This is a genomic window from Pedobacter terrestris (assembly GCF_052343045.1).
In the GTDB taxonomy this organism is placed as follows: Bacteria; Bacteroidota; Bacteroidia; order Sphingobacteriales; family Sphingobacteriaceae; genus Pedobacter.
Map to the genome: position 1 here is coordinate 4,506,643 of NZ_CP180264.1, position 20,098 is coordinate 4,526,740.

Annotated in this window: 20 protein-coding genes; 8 read left to right on the forward strand and 12 right to left on the reverse strand. The window is 37.8% G+C overall.

The features are described from left to right. Positions 1-19: 19 nt before the first annotated feature. The 3 genes from ACJVDH_RS19295 to ACJVDH_RS19305 are packed head-to-tail and all read left to right on the forward strand — an operon-like array spanning position 20 to position 3,133. Positions 20-751 carry a hypothetical protein gene (locus tag ACJVDH_RS19295; protein WP_443945036.1) on the forward strand — a complete coding sequence of 244 codons (732 nt, stop codon included), beginning with the start codon at positions 20-22 and terminating at the stop codon, positions 749-751. A 23-nt stretch (positions 752-774) separates the two neighbouring features. Beyond that, on the forward strand, positions 775-2,514 hold the full coding sequence (locus ACJVDH_RS19300) for a M14 family metallopeptidase (protein ID WP_443945037.1): 1,740 nt from the start codon (positions 775-777) through the stop codon (positions 2,512-2,514). 4 nt (positions 2,515-2,518) lie between these two features. Next, entirely contained in the window at positions 2,519-3,133 is a 615-nt protein-coding gene (locus ACJVDH_RS19305; RefSeq protein WP_443945038.1) for a rhomboid family intramembrane serine protease, read from the forward strand. On the opposite strand, the gene ACJVDH_RS19310 is transcribed toward ACJVDH_RS19305, so the two are convergent. Further along, positions 3,116-4,081: a hypothetical protein gene (locus ACJVDH_RS19310; RefSeq protein WP_443945039.1), complete on the reverse strand. Its 966-nt coding sequence runs from the start codon at positions 4,079-4,081 to the stop codon at positions 3,116-3,118. The two genes, ACJVDH_RS19305 and ACJVDH_RS19310, sit on opposite strands and share 18 nt — an antisense overlap. Positions 4,082-4,199: 118 nt before the next feature. Further along, positions 4,200-5,336 (reverse strand): hypothetical protein, encoded by a 1,137-nt coding sequence (locus tag ACJVDH_RS19315; RefSeq protein ID WP_443945040.1) that lies wholly within the window; start codon positions 5,334-5,336, stop codon positions 4,200-4,202. Between the two features lie 112 nt (positions 5,337-5,448). Here ACJVDH_RS19315 and ACJVDH_RS19320 point away from each other — a divergent pair, with 112 nt between their 5' ends. Then, entirely contained in the window at positions 5,449-6,480 is a 1,032-nt protein-coding gene (locus tag ACJVDH_RS19320) for a dipeptide epimerase (RefSeq protein ID WP_443947639.1), read from the forward strand. Here ACJVDH_RS19320 and ACJVDH_RS19325 read toward each other — a convergent pair. After that, positions 6,464-6,655 (reverse strand): DUF6358 family protein, encoded by a 192-nt coding sequence (locus tag ACJVDH_RS19325; RefSeq protein WP_443945041.1) that lies wholly within the window; start codon positions 6,653-6,655, stop codon positions 6,464-6,466. The two genes, ACJVDH_RS19320 and ACJVDH_RS19325, sit on opposite strands and share 17 nt — an antisense overlap. A 106-nt stretch (positions 6,656-6,761) precedes the next feature. Continuing rightward, on the reverse strand, positions 6,762-7,079 hold the full coding sequence (locus ACJVDH_RS19330; protein WP_443945042.1) for a rhodanese-like domain-containing protein: 318 nt from the start codon (positions 7,077-7,079) through the stop codon (positions 6,762-6,764). A gap of 125 nt (positions 7,080-7,204) precedes the next feature. Between ACJVDH_RS19330 and ACJVDH_RS19335 the strand changes: the two genes are divergently transcribed. The 3 genes from ACJVDH_RS19335 to ACJVDH_RS19345 are packed head-to-tail and all read left to right on the forward strand — an operon-like array spanning position 7,205 to position 11,529. Further along, on the forward strand, positions 7,205-8,329 hold the full coding sequence (locus tag ACJVDH_RS19335; RefSeq protein WP_443945043.1) for a DUF4407 domain-containing protein: 1,125 nt from the start codon (positions 7,205-7,207) through the stop codon (positions 8,327-8,329). A 37-nt stretch (positions 8,330-8,366) separates the two neighbouring features. Continuing rightward, positions 8,367-10,199, forward strand: a complete 1,833-nt coding sequence (locus ACJVDH_RS19340) for a M61 family metallopeptidase (protein WP_443945044.1) — start codon at positions 8,367-8,369, stop codon at positions 10,197-10,199. Positions 10,200-10,221: 22 nt separating this feature from the next. Next, on the forward strand, positions 10,222-11,529 hold the full coding sequence (locus ACJVDH_RS19345) for a M20/M25/M40 family metallo-hydrolase (RefSeq protein WP_443945045.1): 1,308 nt from the start codon (positions 10,222-10,224) through the stop codon (positions 11,527-11,529). Positions 11,530-11,584: 55 nt separating this feature from the next. Here ACJVDH_RS19345 and ACJVDH_RS19350 read toward each other — a convergent pair whose 3' ends face one another. The 6 genes from ACJVDH_RS19350 to ACJVDH_RS19375 form a co-directional block, all read right to left on the reverse strand. Further along, entirely contained in the window at positions 11,585-12,079 is a 495-nt protein-coding gene (locus ACJVDH_RS19350) for a GNAT family N-acetyltransferase (RefSeq protein WP_443945046.1), read from the reverse strand. After that, positions 12,076-12,633: a thiamine pyrophosphokinase gene (locus tag ACJVDH_RS19355; protein WP_443945047.1), complete on the reverse strand. Its 558-nt coding sequence runs from the start codon at positions 12,631-12,633 to the stop codon at positions 12,076-12,078. Before ACJVDH_RS19355 ends, ACJVDH_RS19350 begins: the two co-directional genes overlap by 4 nt. 22 nt (positions 12,634-12,655) lie before the next feature. Beyond that, positions 12,656-13,180: a TlpA family protein disulfide reductase gene (locus tag ACJVDH_RS19360; RefSeq protein WP_443945048.1), complete on the reverse strand. Its 525-nt coding sequence runs from the start codon at positions 13,178-13,180 to the stop codon at positions 12,656-12,658. 125 nt (positions 13,181-13,305) lie between these two features. After that, complete coding sequence (locus ACJVDH_RS19365; protein WP_443945049.1) at positions 13,306-14,604, reverse strand: hypothetical protein; 1,299 nt, start codon at positions 14,602-14,604, stop codon at positions 13,306-13,308. A gap of 76 nt (positions 14,605-14,680) precedes the next feature. After that, positions 14,681-15,214 carry a hypothetical protein gene (locus tag ACJVDH_RS19370; RefSeq protein WP_443945050.1) on the reverse strand — a complete coding sequence of 178 codons (534 nt, stop codon included), beginning with the start codon at positions 15,212-15,214 and terminating at the stop codon, positions 14,681-14,683. Beyond that, a complete protein-coding gene (locus ACJVDH_RS19375; RefSeq protein ID WP_443945051.1) occupies positions 15,207-15,764 on the reverse strand; it encodes an RNA polymerase sigma factor in 558 nt (185 codons plus the stop codon). Before ACJVDH_RS19375 ends, ACJVDH_RS19370 begins: the two co-directional genes overlap by 8 nt. A gap of 154 nt (positions 15,765-15,918) precedes the next feature. On the opposite strand from ACJVDH_RS19375, the gene ACJVDH_RS19380 reads away from it, so the two are divergent. Beyond that, positions 15,919-16,809 carry a bestrophin family protein gene (locus ACJVDH_RS19380; RefSeq protein ID WP_443945052.1) on the forward strand — a complete coding sequence of 297 codons (891 nt, stop codon included), beginning with the start codon at positions 15,919-15,921 and terminating at the stop codon, positions 16,807-16,809. Here ACJVDH_RS19380 and ACJVDH_RS19385 read toward each other — a convergent pair. Together ACJVDH_RS19385 and ACJVDH_RS19390 are read right to left on the reverse strand one after the other, a co-directional pair. Continuing rightward, positions 16,787-17,422 carry a Pr6Pr family membrane protein gene (locus ACJVDH_RS19385; RefSeq protein ID WP_443945053.1) on the reverse strand — a complete coding sequence of 212 codons (636 nt, stop codon included), beginning with the start codon at positions 17,420-17,422 and terminating at the stop codon, positions 16,787-16,789. The genes ACJVDH_RS19380 and ACJVDH_RS19385 overlap by 23 nt on opposite strands. A 66-nt stretch (positions 17,423-17,488) precedes the next feature. Then, the gene (locus ACJVDH_RS19390; protein ID WP_443945054.1) at positions 17,489-19,924 is read right to left on the reverse strand and encodes a TonB-dependent receptor; all 2,436 of its coding nucleotides are present in this window, start codon (positions 19,922-19,924) and stop codon (positions 17,489-17,491) included. Positions 19,925-20,098: the final 174 nt, after the last annotated feature.

The following is a 20,098-nucleotide window of genomic DNA, read 5'->3' on the forward strand; positions in this document are numbered from 1 at the left end:
ATTTTTGTAAAAAAACGACATGAATTTTAAGCCCCTGAACATTACGTTTTTAGCCGTTTTCACATTATTGATTCCGAAGTTTTCTTCGGCACAAGCCAATTATTTTAAATGGTCTTATGGGCTTGGTGCAGGTCCTAACTTTTCGAGCACCGATGTACGTGAAGGCAGTTGGGGGCACACGTACAGCGGCAGTATTGATTATCATATCACGCCTTTCGTTACTGCAGGTTTAGAGGGGCAATTCGGCGTTGTACAGGGTGGTAATATTGTAACAGATCCACACAACAGGCAATTTGTAAATGAATATTCTGGCGCAAATTTCAATATGAAATTCATGCTGGGCGAAATTATCAATATAGAACGCAGCAACTTTTTATACAATATAAAGGGTTTATATTTCGGTACAGGTGTTGGTTTTATCAACAACAACTTAACCGATATTGTCCGCTATAAACCCAGCTGGGCAGCAAACGATCCGGGTTACGGGCCTTTTCCGGGGCAAGATAAAAGTGTAAATCTTTGGGTACCGCTTAACCTTGGTTTTAATTACTACATTAAAGATGGTTATGGTTACCTGCGCTATGTGATTAACTTCAACGCACAAAGCAATTATGTTTTTGGCGAAGGACTGGATGGATATAACGATCCGTCAAGTCAATTTAAAAACTACGATCCAGATACATATAATGTATACAGCCTAAGTTTCAGGTATTTCTTCGGAAATATTAAAGTTTACCGTAAAACGCTGTAAATCGTCCTTAAAGTAAAAATTGCATGAGAAAACTCTTTGTGCTTTTGCTGCTTTGTCTGCAAATTAAAGCCTACGCACAGCAAACTCCATTTGAAAAAAGCGGAAAAAAAGAAACCACAACATACAACGAAGCCATAAGTTACTATGAACAACTGGCAAAAAATTTCCCTCAGGCCAAACTCATCCGTTACGGCCAAACAGATTTTGGAAAACCTTTACATGTTTTTATTCTATCAAAAGATGCAGTGTTTGATCCGGCTCAAATCCGCAAGCAAAACAAACGCATTTTATTAATCAATAATGGGATTCATCCTGGCGAACCAGAAGGTATAGATGCTTCTATGATGTTGGCCAGAGATTTAATAAAAAACAAAAAACTGCCTTCGAACGTAGTAATTTGTATTGTTCCTTTGTACAATATTGATGGAAGCTTTAACCGCTCTGCAACATCTAGAGCCAATCAGAATGGTCCGTTGGATTACGGATTCCGCGGCAATGCTAAAAACCTGGACCTAAATCGCGATTTCATTAAAACCGATTCCAAAAATTCGGCTTCTTTTCAACAATTATTCAATATCTGGCAGCCCGAAATTTTTGTTGATACACATACCAGTAATGGTGCCGATTATCAGTATGTAATGACACTTATTCCGACACAAAAAGATAAACTCAACCCGATTCTTTCGACTTATCTGACCGAGAAAATGGTTCCTCAGATGTATGCTGAAATGGAAAAAGTTGGTTACCCGATGGTTCCGTATGTAAATTCTGTAAACGAAACACCAGACGCAGGCATTACCGGATTTATTGAATCTCCACGCTATTCAACCGGTTACGCGGCATTGCACAATTGTATCGGTTTTATGCCGGAAACACATATGCTGAAGTCTTATGATTTAAGAGTAGATGCAACCTATAAATTGCTGAAAACCTACATCGATCTGATTGAAAAAGATGCAGCGATTATTGGCGAAAATAAACACAAAGCGGATATTTTTGTATCTGCACAACAAGAATTTCCGATAGATTGGAAATTAAATAAAAACACCTTCACAGAACTCAATTTTAAAGGTTTTGAAGCCGGAAAAAAACCCAGCGCAATCAGCGGCGTAGACCGTTTATATTACGATCGCAATAAACCCTACACCAAAACCATTCAAGAATGGAACCATTATGAGCCTGCGCTTACTGTAGAAAAACCTGTTGCCTACATTATTCCGAAAGCCTGGGATAAAGTGATTGAACTGTTGAAATTGAATAATGTGACACTGAAACAATTGAATGCAGATACAGAGATTGCGGTAGAAAACTACTACATCGGCGAATTTAAAACAGCGCAAAGACCATATGAAGGACATTATCTCCACAGCGCAGTTAAAATAAACGCAGTAAAGCAAACTCTAAAATTTTACACAGGCGATTATGTAGTATATGCCAACCAGCCAGAAAATCGCTACATTATTGAAACACTTGAACCACAGGCAACCGATTCTTTTTTCAACTGGAATTTTTTCGATTCGATTCTGGAGATGAAAGAGCATTATTCAAGCTATGTTTTTGAAGATACAGCTGCACAAATTCTAAAAAGCCAACCAGAACTCTTGGCAAAACTTGAAGCCAAGAAAAATGCCGAACCTGATTTTGCAAAAAATGGCGCTGCACAACTTGACTTTGTCTACAAAAATTCTGATTATTACGAAAAGACACACAATCGATATCCGATAGCGCGTTTAACAAACGCTATCCAACTCGATGTAAAATAAAAATATGGAATACCTACAAATAGCACCAGTTGCTTCAATAATCTTCGTTTTTACCCTTGTTACCAGCCTTTATGCTTTTTATGACCACAGCATTTACGGCAAATTTATGCTGCACCCTTACAGCGTAGCAAAAGGCAACAAAGTTTTTTCTTTAATTACCAGCGGACTAATTCATAAAGATTACATGCATTTGTTTTTCAATATGTTTACCTACCTCGCATTTGCTTTCACATTGGAAAGATTGATTGGAAGCTGGCAATTTGGCTTGTTGTACTTGCTTTCATTGATATTAAGCGATTTGCCTACGGTATTTAGACATAAAGACGATTTTAACTACAACAGTCTAGGTGCTTCAGGAGCAATCAGTGCAGTTTTATTCAGTTATATCCTCTTTAACCCAATGTCTAAAATTTACATCATGTTTATTCCAATTGGAATCCCAGCAGTAGTATTTGGTGTATTGTATCTCATTTACTGTGCTTATGCTTCTAAAAATTCAAGAGATGGAATTAACCACGATGCACACTTTTTTGGTGCCCTAACCGGATTAATTTTTACAATCATTTTCGTTCCCGGAATCCTTCAGAATTTTATCAGTGCATTAACCGGCAGCAGGTAAATTCGGTTCTTCAAAAAAACTCATTGGTTGCTCGGGATTTTTAATAATCTCGAACAATGTATATCCCCAGGGTTTCCAGAAATTTTCAAGCACTTGCCCGTATGTTTTATGTTGCCAAACATCAAACAGCGGTTTACTCATATTGCCACGCAAAGGCATTGCTTCTATATACGTTGTACCTTCTACAGGCATAAATGTATATTCTGGCAAACGGTTAAAAAGGTATGCAGAGTAGTAAAAACGCGCACTTAACTCTTCAAACTGCTCTGCAGTTAATTTTTTTCCTTCAACGTGGTTGATGATATTTTGGTGGTAACGCTTATTTGTTCCGTTATCTTGCAAACAGGCAACAATTCCAAAATCCTTCATTTTTAAAGAAAATGTAAGGGTATTGATTTCATCGCGAAAACTGAAAGGCGTTTCGCCGTTTTCAAGCTCAACAATAGTTATAGACCAAGGAGTAAAATCTTCCAGTTCTATTGAAGTATACAGATTTTGCATCATGAAATTTAGATTGGCAAACTTCATCATTAAGGATTGAGACATGTTCAAGCCATCTGCGGTCATTTCTTTACGCAAAGCGGAATTCATTTCTGCATAAATGAATCCATATAAAAACTTACCAATCCAGTTGAATACATCTAACTCTGGCAAAGCCGATACTGCTTGGTATCCTTCAGAAAACGCCTTAGCTATTTTTTCTTCAAGCGGATCTAAAAACTGCGTGTTGATTTCGCTATTTACCGGAATGGCCAAGCTGTTGTAACTTCTGATGCTCTCATCCAAAAACTGAATTTGTTCTTCGCCGGTTAAACCTGCTTGGTTCAATAACCATTTGGGCAACAAAGGCACCTGAACTACAGGAGAACTAAAGGTTTTTCCACTTAGGAAACAGACCTTATATAAAAAATCGAAATTTTGGAAGGGATTGTATAAGCCAGTATTCATTGCCGCAATATTAGGGATTTAATTTTTGTGCAGACTTAACCCCGGCACATTTTAACGCAGGGATGAATAAACTTTTGTACGGAGCATTTCAAAGAGGAAATATAGTTTGAATTTCTGATCAATATCCATCATAAAAACCACCAATATAATTTACCAGCTGGCTGTAAATTGGTTTGGTAAACTCCAGAAATAAAGCATTTGCAGAAGGCGGAAGCAGTTCTCTTTTATTTGTCCAGGCCAGCTGCTGCTTATCCAAAGCGCGGTCATCACCTTTATAAGTTGCCCAGGCATCTTTCCAGATGTAGCTTCCATTGAACTTTTGTTGCCTAAGCTTAGTATGCGTTTTCCAATCGGTAATGGTTAAGTCTAAAACTCCGGTAGAACCCACTTGCTTTTCAAAAACACTTAACGTTGCTTTGACTGTGCCATAAATTGGTTTTCTATCACGTGTTTCACCAACAACAACGCTATCGCGTTTTAATTTTTCTACTCTTTCTTTAACATAGGTTTGGCCAACCACAAAATCATCAAAATTTAAACTCAGTACCTGATCCGGAATAATCTTTTGATCCGTAGCATCTTCTTCAGAGTAAAACAAAACAAATCGATTTCTGGAGTAGGTGGCAATATATTGATCAATCTGTTGCTGAAAATAATTGGCGCTCAGTTTATAATATCCGCGGTTAACCACAATTGGCTGTACAACGACTTGTGTAACTGCAGCCCAATATGCGTCGTCCATTTTTTCTTTTGCACCAACATAATTTGGCCACAGACTTAGCGTTTTTTCAAATTCAAAATAGGCTTTTTTTGCCGCGATTTTGGTTCTGGTATTCAGGTAGTTTAAACCAGAATTGTAGCGTGCAGCCGCTGCATTGTATTTGCTATCATTTAATTCTTTAATATACTTTGCAGGATGGCCAACCAATGTTAAACAAGCCGGACAGCTATTGATCTCATCTGCCAATTGATTGATTTGCTGATAATCGGCTATAACAGATTCCCACCGGTATAAATCGGTAGAAAGTTTTGCCTCATCAATTCTTCGCAAATGATTTTCCAAAGCCAGTGGATAAGCAGATTTTAAAACTTCTATGGCTTCTGCATTTTTGGGAGAACCTTGTAAACGATTTACTGATTTGGAAACTGATGCATCATAATTGCCTTTTTGCAGCGCTTTTTTACCCGTTGTACACGCGCCGATGGCTATGGCCAAAACCACAGCCAGGTAAATTAATATTCTAAAGCGTTTCATAGTCTGAGCATTATTTGGTAGCGTATAAACTGAGTTTGCACATATTGTGTATATTCAGCCGTTCAATAATTTTTGGCAATAATAAGCCAAATTATCAATAAGACGATAGATGATTAAAATAAGTTGCAAACCTTTTGAACTGGAATTAAAGCATCCATTTTCAATTTCAAAATTTACGCGCACCAGCACGCCAATTATGCTGCTAAAACTGCAATACGAAGATATTGTGGGATATGGTGAAGCTTCTATGGTGCCATACATGGGCGAAAGTTCTGAAACTGCTCAGCATTTTTTAAATCTTATCGACTGGACAAAAATCCGTTTTCCATTTAGTTTTCCGGAAATCATTGACTATCTGGATCAACTTGCAACCGGTCAGCCTGCAATTAAAGCCGCAATTGATATTGCTTTGAATGATATCCAGGCAAAAATACTAAACAAACCATGTTACGAAATTTATGGTGCGATGCCGCAGAATATGCCGGCAACATCTTATACCATAGGAATTGATACGTTGGATGTAATCCGCGAAAAGTTGAAGGATGCCGCTGCCTTCAAAATTATAAAAGTGAAACTAGGCAGAGACAACGATCGCGAGATTATTGAAACCATACGAAGTATGACCGATGTACCTCTTTTTGTAGATGCCAACCAAGGCTGGACCGATCAAATTAAAGCCATAGATCTGATTTACTGGTTACATGATAAGGGCGTAGTACTGATTGAACAACCGATGGATAAACACAATCTGGATGGAAATGCCTGGTTAACGCAACGCAGCCCAATTCCTTTACTTGCAGATGAAGCCGTACAACGCTTAGCTGATATGGACAACCTAAAAGGCGCTTACCACGGTATTAATGTAAAGCTGATGAAGAGTTGCGGAATGTATGAAGGCCATCAAATGATTTTGAAAGCCAGATCTTTCGGTATGAAAGTTTTGATTGGATGCATGAGTGAAACCAGTTGTGCAACACTGGCAGCAGCAGCACTAGCACCGCTTTGCAATTGGGCAGATTTAGACGGACCGTGGCTAACCAAAAACAATCCATTCGCCAATCCAAAATTTGAAAACGGAAAATATATTCTTCAAAACCTACCCGGTTTAGGTTTAGAAGGCATTCCTGCTACTTTTTTCCCTTAAATGATTTGCGTACTTCTTTCATCAACTGAAATTTAAAGTACATTAAACAGGCAGCTACACCAACCAAAAAAGCAGCCGGCAAGTATTTATTGTTTTGATAACACCAGATTACGCCAAAAATGGCAAGTATAATGGCAAGGTTGTAAAATATATTTAAGGCGAATTTCTTACCCATCTATTCAAAAATTTGATTGAAAGAATGATTGAATTTCTGCATACCAGAGCGGACTTTCCATCTCAGTTGCTTAAAATTCAATCATTCAAAATTCAATTATTAAAAATTAGTATACTGGCATATTTGGATCAAAAGCTTCTTGCCAAGCCAAAATACCGCCTTTTAAATTGTATAAATTTTCATAACCATATTGTTGTTCCAATTGCATTACTGCGGCCGCACTTCTTTTACCGCTTCTGCATTGAATAATTACAGGTTTATCTTTAGCCACTTTATCGGCTTCAATTAAAATTCCGCCTAATGGAATATTTTCGCCTTCCAGATTAGACATTTCATATTCGAATGTTTCACGAACATCTATCAACTGAAAATCTTCATTATTGTCAATTTTCTGTTTAAGTTCTTGTACCGATATCTCTTTCATTTTGAAAATGTGTTTTTGCAAATATAACAATTACGCCTAAGCAGCACAGTCAAATAAACGCTAAAATATTTGTGCTGGCGCTGTAACAACTTTAAGGCTCAGGCGTTTAATATAAAATTATTTCGATGAATAAATTAAACCGTTTTTTCTGGTTTTGCTCAGGTGCCCACACCGCCACTTTAGAGAAATACCCTTCAGAACAAAATAAATATACTGGCATTGGCGCAACCATCTTTTTTACTGGTCTTTTTGCGGCACTTTCTGGCGGCTATGCCATGTATTTTGTGTTTAAAGGAGATGACCTTGCGGTTATTTTCGCGCTCATTTTTGGATTTTTATGGGGCGCGGCCATCTTCAACATGGACCGTTATATTGTATCCAGCATCAATAAAAGTGCATCAACAAATAAGCAGCTTTTACAAGCCACACCGCGGATATTACTCGCCATTATGATTGGTATGGTAATTTCGCGCCCTATTGAACTTAAAATTTTTGATAAAGAGATTAAAGAACGCCTTAAAGTAAGTTACCTTAACGGGCAACGGTCAAAGATTGACACTTTAAATAAAGCTTTTGAAAACAAATATCAGGTAGAATTTGGCCGTTTAAACCAACAGAAAGCCACGCGAGATTCGTTAGAGAAAGGCATCAAAACAGACCGCCAGAAACTGAACTTCGAAATCTTCGGGAATAAAACTACAGAAACCTCTGGCGTAATGGGTTACGGACCGTACGCCAAAAGAAAAGAAACTGAAATCAAGCAACGCACAGATGAACTAGACAGTCTGAAAGCCAGCATAAACAAGGCAGAATCTTTTATTGATAAAAGGAAAACATTTGATGGTTTGCTTGCAGAGAAATTATACACCGGAAAACAATTGGATAGCTTGGCCAATATTGCAGGTTTTGCAGACCGCAACTGGGCACTCGGACAATTAAAATTTAATGTAGATGGCACCAAAGACAACAATACAGCCCTTGCCGTTACGTTTATCGGCTTGCTGTTCATCTTTTTTGAGTGTTTACCCGTTTTTGTAAAACTGATGAGCGCGCGCGGACCTTATGATTTTGCCACTGCAGATGCTGACGAAGTTTTCATTTATCAATCAAAGAAAAACAAAGATTTTCATTTTGAAGTTGCCGATAATATTCATGAAACACGGGTAGAAGCAGAAACCACTAAACAGAAGGAAATCATTAAAGGCAAAGCATACCGCGATCTGGAAAAATACGATTGGGATAAAGACTAAGTTCATTTTGCTTAAATTAGTCGCTTAAACTCTTTTTATGAAAAAGCGCCTCGCCCTGGCAATATTCGGATTACTCTCTTTTGCTGCATCTGCACAAAATGAAATCCGTTATGAAATTTCCTTTCCAAATGCCATACACCACGAAGCTGAAATCAGCATGTCTATACCAAACCTTCCCAAAGGGAACTTGACGGTTAAAATGAGCAGATCTTCGCCCGGCAGATATGCAACGCATGAATTTGGAAAAAATATATACAACCTTAAAGCAGTTGATGAAAGTGGAAAAACTCTGTTGGTTAAACAGCCGGCGGGAGATGTTTACGAAATTCAAAACCCAGGCCCGGCAGTAAAAATTACTTATACTTTATTCGGAAATTGGATTGACGGAACTTATGCTGGTTTTGACGAAACGCACGCACACATGAACATTCCGGCAACTTTCGCGTTTCCGGCAGGAATGGATAACCGCCCACGTTTGGTTCGCTTTAAATTTGATGAAAAATTAAACTGGAAGGTTGCAACGCAACTTAAACCACAAGAAAATGGTTGGTTTTACGCACCAAATTTCCAGTACTTTATGGATAGCCCAACGGAAATTGCCAATTATAAAGCCGCGCAATGGACGGTTCAAAACCCAGATGGTAAAACCCAAACCATTCATCTTGTAGCACATTCTAACGATGATCAACAAAGTATTGATGCCTACGCAGAAATGCTCAAAAAAATGGTTGCAGAGCATTATGCCGTTTGGGGAGAATTTCCAACTTATGATTATGGAAACTATTATTTTCTGGAAGATGTGTACCCGGAAAACGCAGGTGATGGTATGGAACATAGAAATTCGACATCAATTGTACAGCGAACACCAAAAATAGCCGGTTATGAAGCAAACTTACTCGGCACTTTCTCTCACGAATTTTTCCACAGTTGGAATGTAGAACGCCTACGCCCTAAAACGCTTGAACCTTTCAACTTTGAACATGCCAACATCAGCGATGAACTTTGGCTTGCCGAAGGTTTTACGCAATATTATGGCAATTTACTGTTAACCAGAGCAGGTTTAAAAACAATAGACAATGCTACACAAACCTTTACGGGTTTAGTCAATCAGGCATTAAACTCACCCGGCGCAAAATATTTTTCGCCAATCCAGGCCAGCAGGTACGCAGTATTTGCAGATGCAGGTGTAGCCATTGATCAAACAAACAAAATCAACATTTTTACTTCCTATTATACGTATGGCGCCGCAACAGCGCTTGCGCTTGATTTAAGTTTGCGCGCGGCATTTAAGCTCACGCTTGATGATTATATGCGTGCGCTTTGGAAAACCTACGGAAAAACTGAAATTGCCTATACCGTTCCAGATCTGGAAAAAACCTTAGCCAACTTAACCAAAAATCCAGCGTTTGCTGCGGATTTTTTTAAACGATATATTTACGGAACTGAGAAAAATGACTACGCAAAACTGTTGTTAAATGCGGGTTACATTTTGAGAAAATCAAATCCTAAGGAAGCCTTTGCAGGTTTTGGCCGTTTAACAGAAACCGATGGCCAAATTATTTTACCGCAAACATTAAAAGATTCGCCAGCCTACACCGCAGGTTTAGACGCAGGTGATATTCTAACTAGCATTGATGGTAAAGAAATCAACTCCGTAACTGCGCTCAATGCTGTTGTTGCAAGCCATAAACCAGGCGATGCGCTTAGCATTGCCTATAAATATCGTGGAGAAGAAAAAAGTACAAAACTAACCCTTGGAGAAAATCCGCTCTTAGAAATTGTCCCAATTGAAAAAACAGGTGGCACGTTAACCGCAGCAATGAAAACCTTCAGAAACCACTGGTTAGATACACAAGTAAAATCTAAATAACAACAACTAACTTAAATTGAACATGAGAAAAATTTTCTTTTTCACGCTCGTTAGCATGGCGAGTTTGCAGCTTAAAGCACAAAACATTGATAAAATTATCACCAGGCAATACACAGATCATTTGATTAAAACATTAAGCAGTGATGATATGCAAGGCCGGGCAACTTTTACACCGGGCATTGATAAGGCAGCAACTTTTATTGAATCTGAGTTTAAAAAAATTGGCCTTAAACCGTTAACCGGCGAAAAAACTTTCCGCCAAACTTTTTACAAATACCAATTGCGCAGAGAAAGCAGCGACGTAAAAATTAACGGAACTTCTGTTGATTTGAAATCGGTAGCAATTATTGGCAGCAACACAGAAACCTTAAGCCTTAATCCTCAGAATACTGAAATCGTAAAATTAGACCCCAATAAAACGCTTGCAGAACAATTCAGACCATTGACTTCTTCTGATCAAAATCACCTTATTCTGGTAAGTACAAAATTTGCAGATCAGTTTCCGCGCTATCAAAGCTTTAGCAACCGCACAAGTACCTTGGATGAAGCAGATTTAACCAGAAAATCTGCTGTACAAGTGTTCATTTTAACAGATGCAGATGTAACAGACTTTAGCGTTGCGGTAAAAAATAAAATCGAAAAAATGCCTCTTTTTAACGTTGCCGGAATGATTCCGGGCAAATCTAAAGCAAAAGAATTGGTTATTTTCTCTGGACATTATGATCATTTAGGCATAATGAAAGCTGTTGAAGGCGATAGTATTGCCAATGGTGCAGATGATGATGCATCTGGTACTACCGCTATGATTGCACTGGCGAAATATTACAAAGCACAAAACAACAATGAGCGCACATTGATTTTTGTTGCCTTTACTGCTGAAGAAATTGGTGGTTTTGGTGCACGTTATTTTTCTGAGAAACTAAATCCAGATGATGTAGTTGCCATGTTTAATATCGAGATGATTGGAAAAGAATCTAAATTCGGTAAGAACACTGCCTTTATCACAGGTTATGAACGCTCAGATTTTGGAAAAATACTACAGAAAAATTTAGAAGGAACTGAATTTACTTTCCATCCCGATCCATATCCTCAGCAACAACTTTTTTATAGAAGTGATAATGCTACACTTGCAGCTTTAGGCGTACCTGCGCATACCATCAGCACCGATCAGATTGATATTGACAAACTGTACCACAGTGTAAAAGATGAATACAGTTCATTGGATGTAGATAATATTCTATTGACGATAAAGGCAATTGCAAAAAGCGCCATCTCTATCATCAACGGTAACGATACACCAACCAGAATCCCGAAACTGGAAAAAAGATAGATTTTAAGATGCGATAAAATAACAATGCCACAGCTAAAAACTGTGGCATTGTTATTTAAAAACGGTATTCCATCACATAATCATCCATAAAATAACCGCCACCAATATCAATTTTAACAGCTTCTTTTACTATAAAACCCGCTTTTAAGTAGAAATCTTTTGCCTTATTATTTTTATTTACATTTAATTCTAACGCCGAAGCACCTGCCAATTTAACCTGATTAAATACTTCATTAATCAAAAATTTGCCGGCACCTTTTCCATGCGCAGCAGGTAAAACATATAATTTATGCAGTTTAAAAATGCGTTTTTCATGGTCAGAAACTGAATATCCGGCAAAACCAAATTCTTTCTCGCCTTCTTCCGCAATCAGAAAAATATGTCCGTCCATCAATTGTTTAAGCAACTCGCCTTTATTGTACATCTTATCCAGCATGTACGTAATCTGTTCTTGCCCGATGAGATCAAGATAAGTTGCCGGCCAGGTTTCCGCAGCAATTAATCGAATGAGCTCCAGGTCTTCTTCTTTCGCTTTTCTAATCGTCATCATATACGCTCACTAATAAAAATTGGCTGACCAGAAAAAGAAAACTCTACAAAACCATCATTCACCACTTCGTACTGATCTTCTTCTACCTGCATCAAATTGCTAACCTCAATGTAAGCGTTTCCTAAAATATTAAACACACTGCCTGCAGGTTTCCAAACAGAAAATCCAGATTTTATAGTATAAAATTTTTCGGTTGCCGTAAATACAACCAAATTAATCTGGTCATTAAATCCGGCGAATTTCTCCAAATTAAACTTTTCCGTAATTACATTTACTGCCGGAAATTTTTCTTCTACCAAATAATTTACTGCAACCATTAAAGGATCTACCGGACCTTGAATTTCTTTAGTTTCTTCTTGCGCAGGTTGATTTCCGTTTACCAGAACATCAATCTTTAAACCCAGTGAACGAATTTTATCGTAATTATCCCCGTTAACCAACACCGTTGGGCTCCACTCTAAAAGCTGGCCAAGCAGCTCTTCACTAAAATTTCCCAACTCATCAATATAGAGCGCAGGTTCTTGTTTTTCTTTTACAATGTGATGTGATGACATATTGTGAATATAGAATTTCTTATTAATTATTGGCAGAAAGTTCGTGCTTTAATTTCTTTTCAAAGTCCTCGCTTTGTAATTTCAACTCTGGCAAATCATTGCTAAAAGATAAATTGGCCATTGCTTTAATGATTTTTCCATTCGCGCCAACCAGCACGTTTGTAGGAAAACCATTGTTGATATTCAATTGCTGAATTTGCGTTAAAGACATACACACAACTTCATATTGATAACTCATTTTCTTTTGAAATATTCTTGCTTTAGCTACCGGGTCGGTAGTGATGGCGATGAATCGGATGTCCTTAGATTGATAAGTTTCCACCAACCGATTAAGTTCGGGCATTTCGGCTACGCACGGCGGACATTTTTCGAACCAGAAATTAATGAGCACAATTTTGTTCTTCAGCGATTTACTATCAAATATTTTTCCCTGTACGGTTTTACCTTTGAAGGCTTTTACATCTGTTCCGGCTAAGTCTTCAAAATAACTTTCTCTGGTTGCCCATTTGACAGGCGTTTCTTGTGCATGCACAAAAAATGTTGTCATTATCAATATTAAAAAGAAGAAAAATCTGCTCATAAGCCTTTAAATATAGGAAAAAGAAAACGGTCAAAACGAAAATTGCCCGACTCAAAGCTGAACCGGGCAATCAAAATAATGGTTTTTAACTATTATTGAAAACTGATGTTTCCGTATTGAGATTTTACCGTAACGTTTGATGAACCGCCAGAACCAATTTTTCCGTTATATTGTTTTCTGGAGCGGTAAGAACGCGAGTCGTCTTCTTTCAATTCCTTTGCTGCAATTTTGCCGTTGCTTACATTAAACCCGGCATATTGCGTATCCACATCAAGATTACCGTTAAAACCGGTTTCAAAACCTACGGTGATCCCGGCATATTGGCCATCAATATTTAACGTTTTTACAGATGGCGCTACATTATCTATATTCAGTTTATTGTATCGAACAGTAAATTCCGCATCTCCACGTAATCTGGCGATAGATACGTTTGCATATTGTGTGCTTAAATTAATGGCGCCAACGCTTTCTATAGCCAAACCTCCGTATTGCTGACTGATTGTCGGGTTGCCTTTTTTAATATTGCCGATTACCACTTTCACATATTGCGCTTTAAGTGTTAGTGCGCCCACATCGCCAAGTGTTAATCCGCCACCGTATTGGATATTGATGTTAGCATCTCCACTAATATTGTTCACTTTTGCAGAAACATATTGTGCAGACATATCTAAAGATGCAACGTTTCCAATGGTAATGCCGCCGCCATATTGATGTTTAACAATCAAATTGCCCGCATTTCCAATATTCAATTTTCCGTATTGTATATTGATATTGCTGTTGTTGCCAGTTAAATTCTCAGAGCTAAAATTGCCGTACTGAACTTTCATAGAAAGTGGCCCGCCGTAATTTCCCATTTCTACATTACCGTATTTGTTGTTAACTGTAAGCGCATTGTTTAAAGGCAAGAAAACCGTGTAATTTACTTTCACTTCGCGTCTGGATGTGATTTTTCCGTTGCGCATGCGTTTGCCCCAATTGCCATCTTCAGAATCTATAACGGTTTTAAAATTAATTGCATCGCCAGATTTATCTGCATCAATGCGTACCAGGTCTAAAAGTTTCTGCGCTTCAGCATCAGAAGTACTAAAGGCTTTAATATCCACATCCACTTTAATTTCGTTCTTATTCCAGGTTCTGATTATAATATTTCCATAAGTATTGCTTAGGGCAATTTTATCGCCATTACTTACTGAAAATGCTTTACTAAAGGTTTTGGCTTTCTGATTTCCATCGTCCTGATAATCATCCTGTATTTGTGTCGTGGAAACTGTACTTTTTGAATTTGATGCGTAATCCTGACTTACCGCATTAGCCGGTAATGCTGTTTCCTGTGCATATGTTTTTGCGGCGAGTAAAGCCACTATGGCCAGCATTAATTTTATATTCTTCATCTTCATTTTGATTTTGGTGTTTTACACATACAACCCGCCGACTGGCCTATGTGTTAAAACGTATTGATTAGTATAATTAAATTTGATTTACTCTGTTGCTATCCTCTACCTGATTAATAATCATGAGCTGTTGTTTCAATAAACGAAGTTGTATTTCCCGATTCTGAATCATTGCATTAATGATTGAGGTTTGATTTGCTGAAGTTGGCAATTCATTTTTAAGTCTGCCATATTCCTCATCTAGTTTTTTCAGATCTGCAGTAAACCTTTTATACAGTTCTGGATTGGCTGCTGCAAAAATGGCCAAACTATCGCGTTTTTCTTCAATCAACCCGGCGTAATGGTTTTCTTTGTTTGCGTAACCGGCATTCACATCTGCAAAATCAACGTCTTTTTGCGTATTGTGGCCGGCAAGTAACCAGGTTAATCCAATTACAACAACTATAGCTGCCGCAGCACTCATCCACAGATATAAACGAAATGGCCTTTTTTCTTGCTTGACTTTAGCGTCCAATCCCATTTCTATCTTCGCCCAAAGCCCGGCCGAAGGTTCTTTTACATCAAATGCCCTTCGGTTTTCTTTTACAAACGTTTCTAATTTATTATTCATCTCTCATCCCTTTCATTTCTAATATACTCTTCAATTTTTTCTTTGCCCGCATGTACTGCGTCCTGCTTGTATTTTCACTTATTTTTAAAATATGTGCAATTTCTTCATGATCGTATCCTTCTAATAAGTACAAACTCAATACAACGCGGTAACCATCTGGTAAATCGCCTATGGCTTCCCTAATTTGATCGGCCTGCAATTTCACTTCATAATCATCGGCTCCGTTTTCGTCTGGTAAATCGGCTACTTCATCCGTACCCACAAATTCAAACTTGCGTTTACGTAAATAATTTATGGATTTATTGATTACAATTTGTTTCAGCCAAAGACCGAAAGTGGTTTCCTGCCTGAAATCATAAATCCGTGTAAATGCATCCAAAAATGATTCTTGTAAAACATCTTCGGCTTCTTCTTCATAGTTCAGAATGCGTAGTGCAACGTTATACATTGCCTTTGCATATAGTTTGTACAATTCAAACTGTGCTGCACGGCTGCCTTGCATGCATTCTTTTACCAGATCGAGGTTCTTATCTACGTAAACGGTCTCCAAAATTTTGTTGATTCTGTCTAAATGACAATGGGGAATTTAAAACGTTGCATTAAGATAAAAAAAATAAATAAAAATCGTTATTAAGCGCTTAGAATCAAAAAATTGAAAACAATTCAATTGTTTTTTTTGTACTTTCATTTTCAAAAAATCTTTTATGGTTATTATTCAAAACATCAGACTAAGCAGAATTTTAAGGAATACCTGGCAAGTAGACTTGATTATGATTGTTTCCTGTACCGTCGCCTATCTGGTTCGCGAATATCTGATTGCACATCATTTCGAAATCCCAACCATAATTCCAAGTTTATTGGGTACCGCAATCGCTTTCTTTATTGGTTTTAACAACAATCAAGCATATGACCGCTGGTGGGAAGCCAGAAAAATATGGGGTGCTATTGTAAACGATTCAAGGTCTTTTACGCGTGCGGTACTAAACTATGTAGAGGGAGATGAGGCAACCGCAAAGCGGATGATTTACAGGCACATTGCATTTCTTTACGCCTTAAAAGCAAGTTTAAGAAACGCCGTTGACGAAAATTACGTAAAATACCTGCCAGAAGCCGATCAGTTGGAAATCCAAAAACACAGCAACAAACACAATGCAATTTTAAATATACAATCTCGTGATTTACAAAAATTAACGAAAACTAATGCCGTGGACCAGTTTAAATTCTTAAGCATAAATGATATGCTGGTGCGTTTTTCAGATTCTATGGGTATGAGCGAAAGAATTAAAAACACGGTATTTCCTACAACCTATTCTTATTTAACCAAAGTATTTATTTGGCTCTTTGTGGTTACGTTTACTTTGGTTATCAGTCAGTATGCAGGTGTTTATTCTATCTTTTTAGGTTGGCTAATTGGATTTGTTTTTGTGTCTACACAGATAAATGGAATGAGTTTGGTAGATCCTTTTGAAAACAACTCTGCTGGTATTCCGCTTAATCAGATCACAAGAACTATCGAAATTAATTTACTGCAAATGTTGGAAGAAACCGATATTCCTGAACCGGTAAAACCAATTAATGACGAGTATGTCCTTTAATCTTCCAAGGCAGTTTATGGCCGATAAAAATAAAAAACAAAGATAAAACGTAAAAAACAAACATCAGAATACCGCCGTTAAGCAGTGCTTTGGGATATCCGATTTGTGTTACGTTTATAAAAGGATAAGGATATTTTGTAGTTAGCGCCCCACGTATAATGACCATACATACATAAGCCAACGGATAAATGAGCCATTTTACGGCACTGCTGTATCGCAATTTGGATTTGTCTGTGAAAATAATCCAATACAATAGAAAAACCAGCGGATTAATTACATGAAGCAATTCGTTCGCTAATCTTGCTACCCCATTGCCGCTTAAATAAGAACGCAATGTAAGATTGTATACCAAACCAACTACTACAATATATACAGTAATTGCCGTGCGTGTTTCTGGCTTACTAAAAAACCGCCCAACTTTACTTTCCTTAAAAAAGGCCTCAGCAGTTAAATTTATCGCCACCAGAATATTGGTTAATACCGTAAAATAGCTGAGCAAAATCAGCAATGTTTTAATCGCTTGCCCGGTAATTTGATAAGTGCTGTAATATTGGATAAGTATAGATAGCCAAACCAACATACTGGCTGAAATAGTGTAGGTTTTTTGTTTCATTTCGGGGGATAAAAAAATGCTCACCTTAAACTAAGGTAAGCATTTGTATATTTTTTTCGGCTGTGCTTAAAACTTCACATTTAAACTGAGCAAGAAATTTGTTCCCGCCTGCGGAAAATAAAAATTCTCTGTGGTTAAACGCCCGCCAGAATAATATCCATACGTGTATCCATTACTTTCATATTTTTTATCCAAAATGTTATTCACCAATAAACCAACATTGATATTTTTTACGCCGGCAAATTTAAAATCATAACCAAAACGCACATTATTTACCCAATAACCATTTAAGGTTCTGTTTTCATTTTGTGTATTATCTAAATACTGCTTGCTTACATATTTGCTTTGCAAAGCAACAGCAAACCGTGTAACAGGCTTATACACCAATTCTCCGAATAAGATTGCTGCCGGGGAATAGGAAATATCCGTCAATGAGTAATTGTTAATGATTTGTCCGCCGTTATCGTAATCATCAATGTATTCTGTAAAGTTTTTGATTTTATTTCGGCTTAACGCGGCATTAGCATTCAGTATAAAATATTTATTGATGGTGTAAGATCCATCAAGTTCAATGCCTAAACGGTAACTTCTGTCAACATTTTGGCGATAACTGGCGCCAACATCATTAATTTTCCCGGTTACCACCAACTGGTCCTTATACAACATCGCATATGCATTTGCACCCAGGTTAAATCGGTTATTTTTAAAACGATAACCCAATTCAATATCATTAAGATGTTCTCTTTTCGGGAAAGCATCAATGGCTGCGTTTACATAGTCATCGCGATTGGGTTCTTTGTTTGCCACACTAAAAGACCCATAAATATTACTTTGCGGGTTAATAAAATATGTTGCCCCAATTTTTGGATTGAAGAAATTTAGTTTATCTGCGATGTTTAAATAGTTGAGGTCATTTTCTGTGCCATCAATCGTGTAATTTACCCGGCGGTACTGAAGATCTACGAATAGACTTAAAGCTTCAACCGGACTATAATTTGCTTTCGCATAAACGTTGAAATCGGTTTTAAAACCATCATTATCATAATAGCGTCGATCCGGATTTCCGTTAGAAGCGTATTCTGCCCAAATCACCTGGCCAAAATGTGCACCTTGATATTCATTGTAGGCACCACCGAAAGTTAAATTGAAATTCTTTTTCGGCTGATAGGTAAACGCGTAAGTAAGTCCGTAGAAATTATTATCCAACCAACGCCTGCGGATTAAATCTGTTTGTTCAATTGTTGTTCCGCCAATAAGCACAGGATTTAAGCCATAACTGGCCAAGTCATTCTGTGCCCGATATTCCTCGTAATAACCTTCTCCTTTTGTGTAGTGCAGTGCGCCATTAAACGACAAATTATTGGTTAGCTGCCTGGCATACAACAGCTGATAATGATTTTGCCAGTAGTTATCTGTTTGGTTATTGTACAAGAAACTGTTATACGTACGCCCAGAATTGAGCAAATTTGCAGCGTCTTCGGCATTTAAATCATTGCGTTCTATGTACGCATTCATTCCTGCAACATCATTATTCAACCGAGATTCGGGAATCCCGTTCCAGGATTGATAGGTTTTTTCGCTCCCGGAAAAAACATTGATTTTCAGTAAATCTTTATTTCCCTTATATGTACCAGATACAAAAAATGATTTCAAAAGGGAAGAACCACGATCTACGTAACCATCAGATGAAATTCTGGACAAACGACCGTCAAAGCTGAATTTATTTGCAATAAGTCCGGTGCCAAATTTCACGGTGTTTTTCCAGGTATCAAAACTGCCAAAAGTATTGTTTACTTCCGCATACGGAAGTGATTCATTAGTCGTGGTCTGTATATTTAAACTCGCTCCAAAAGCACCTGCACCATTTGTAGAGGTACCCACGCCACGCTGAATCTGAACATTATCAACTGAGGAAGCAAAATCGGGCATGTTTACATAAAACGTGCCTTGGCTTTCGCTATCATTAATTGGAATACCATTTACTGTAACATTTATTCTGGAGTTATCGCTTCCGCGGATGCGAATTCCGGTGTAACCAACGCCGGCACCAGCATCAGAACTGGCCACTACGCCGGGTGTATTTTGCAGAATAAAAGGAAGATCCTGACCAAAATTATTGGATTGAATTTCTTCTTTACTAATGTTCTTGTAAGTCGTTGCTGATTTTTCATTTGCACGAGTTGCAGTTACCACAACCTGATCGCCCAGAAATGTCTGCGCTTCTAGTACAAAATTCACAATTTCATTCTGCGAAACAGAAATGGTTTTTTCTTGCTGTTTATAACCAATATAACTTACCACCAGCGTGTACTTTCCTGCCGGAAGATTAATAGAATAACGGCCATCTCCATCTGTCGCTGTACGTTCCGCCCGGTTTTTAACCTTAATGTTTGCACCTGAAAGTGCGTTTGTGCCTCCATGAACTATTCCGCTTACGGAAATTTGTGCCCAACCAGCAAATGGCAAAAGAGCAACTAAAGTTGCCACCAATAATTTCTTCAATGTTTGATCTTTTAAGTTAAACCCATCGGAAATAGGGGTACTCCCGATTTCAGTTAAACTTCCATAACTCCAATCCCTACGCCGGCATTACCCGGATCAGGTGTATTTAAGGTATTGGGTTTGAAGGTTTAAAAGTTAAAGTTTGCGATGCGCAGAACCTTTTGCCTTTTACCT

Excerpts from the sequence above, each read along its gene's own strand:
- ACJVDH_RS19355 (WP_443945047.1), bottom strand. The coding sequence starts at position 12,633 with ATGTCATCACATCACATTGTAAAAGAAAAACAAGAACCTGCGCTCTAT.
- ACJVDH_RS19305 (WP_443945038.1), top strand. The coding sequence starts at position 2,519 with ATGGAATACCTACAAATAGCACCAGTTGCTTCAATAATCTTCGTTTTT.
- ACJVDH_RS19370 (WP_443945050.1), bottom strand. The coding sequence starts at position 15,214 with ATGAATAATAAATTAGAAACGTTTGTAAAAGAAAACCGAAGGGCATTT.
- ACJVDH_RS19365 (WP_443945049.1), bottom strand. The coding sequence starts at position 14,604 with ATGAAGAATATAAAATTAATGCTGGCCATAGTGGCTTTACTCGCCGCA.
- ACJVDH_RS19295 (WP_443945036.1), top strand. The coding sequence starts at position 20 with ATGAATTTTAAGCCCCTGAACATTACGTTTTTAGCCGTTTTCACATTA.
- ACJVDH_RS19345 (WP_443945045.1), top strand. The coding sequence starts at position 10,222 with ATGAGAAAAATTTTCTTTTTCACGCTCGTTAGCATGGCGAGTTTGCAG.
- ACJVDH_RS19315 (WP_443945040.1), bottom strand. The coding sequence starts at position 5,336 with ATGAAACGCTTTAGAATATTAATTTACCTGGCTGTGGTTTTGGCCATA.
- ACJVDH_RS19350 (WP_443945046.1), bottom strand. The coding sequence starts at position 12,079 with ATGATGACGATTAGAAAAGCGAAAGAAGAAGACCTGGAGCTCATTCGA.
- ACJVDH_RS19340 (WP_443945044.1), top strand. The coding sequence starts at position 8,367 with ATGAAAAAGCGCCTCGCCCTGGCAATATTCGGATTACTCTCTTTTGCT.
- ACJVDH_RS19360 (WP_443945048.1), bottom strand. The coding sequence starts at position 13,180 with ATGACAACATTTTTTGTGCATGCACAAGAAACGCCTGTCAAATGGGCA.
- ACJVDH_RS19310 (WP_443945039.1), bottom strand. The coding sequence starts at position 4,081 with ATGAATACTGGCTTATACAATCCCTTCCAAAATTTCGATTTTTTATAT.
- ACJVDH_RS19385 (WP_443945053.1), bottom strand. The coding sequence starts at position 17,422 with ATGAAACAAAAAACCTACACTATTTCAGCCAGTATGTTGGTTTGGCTA.
- ACJVDH_RS19380 (WP_443945052.1), top strand. The coding sequence starts at position 15,919 with ATGGTTATTATTCAAAACATCAGACTAAGCAGAATTTTAAGGAATACC.
- ACJVDH_RS19300 (WP_443945037.1), top strand. The coding sequence starts at position 775 with ATGAGAAAACTCTTTGTGCTTTTGCTGCTTTGTCTGCAAATTAAAGCC.
- ACJVDH_RS19330 (WP_443945042.1), bottom strand. The coding sequence starts at position 7,079 with ATGAAAGAGATATCGGTACAAGAACTTAAACAGAAAATTGACAATAAT.
- ACJVDH_RS19335 (WP_443945043.1), top strand. The coding sequence starts at position 7,205 with ATGAATAAATTAAACCGTTTTTTCTGGTTTTGCTCAGGTGCCCACACC.
- ACJVDH_RS19325 (WP_443945041.1), bottom strand. The coding sequence starts at position 6,655 with ATGGGTAAGAAATTCGCCTTAAATATATTTTACAACCTTGCCATTATA.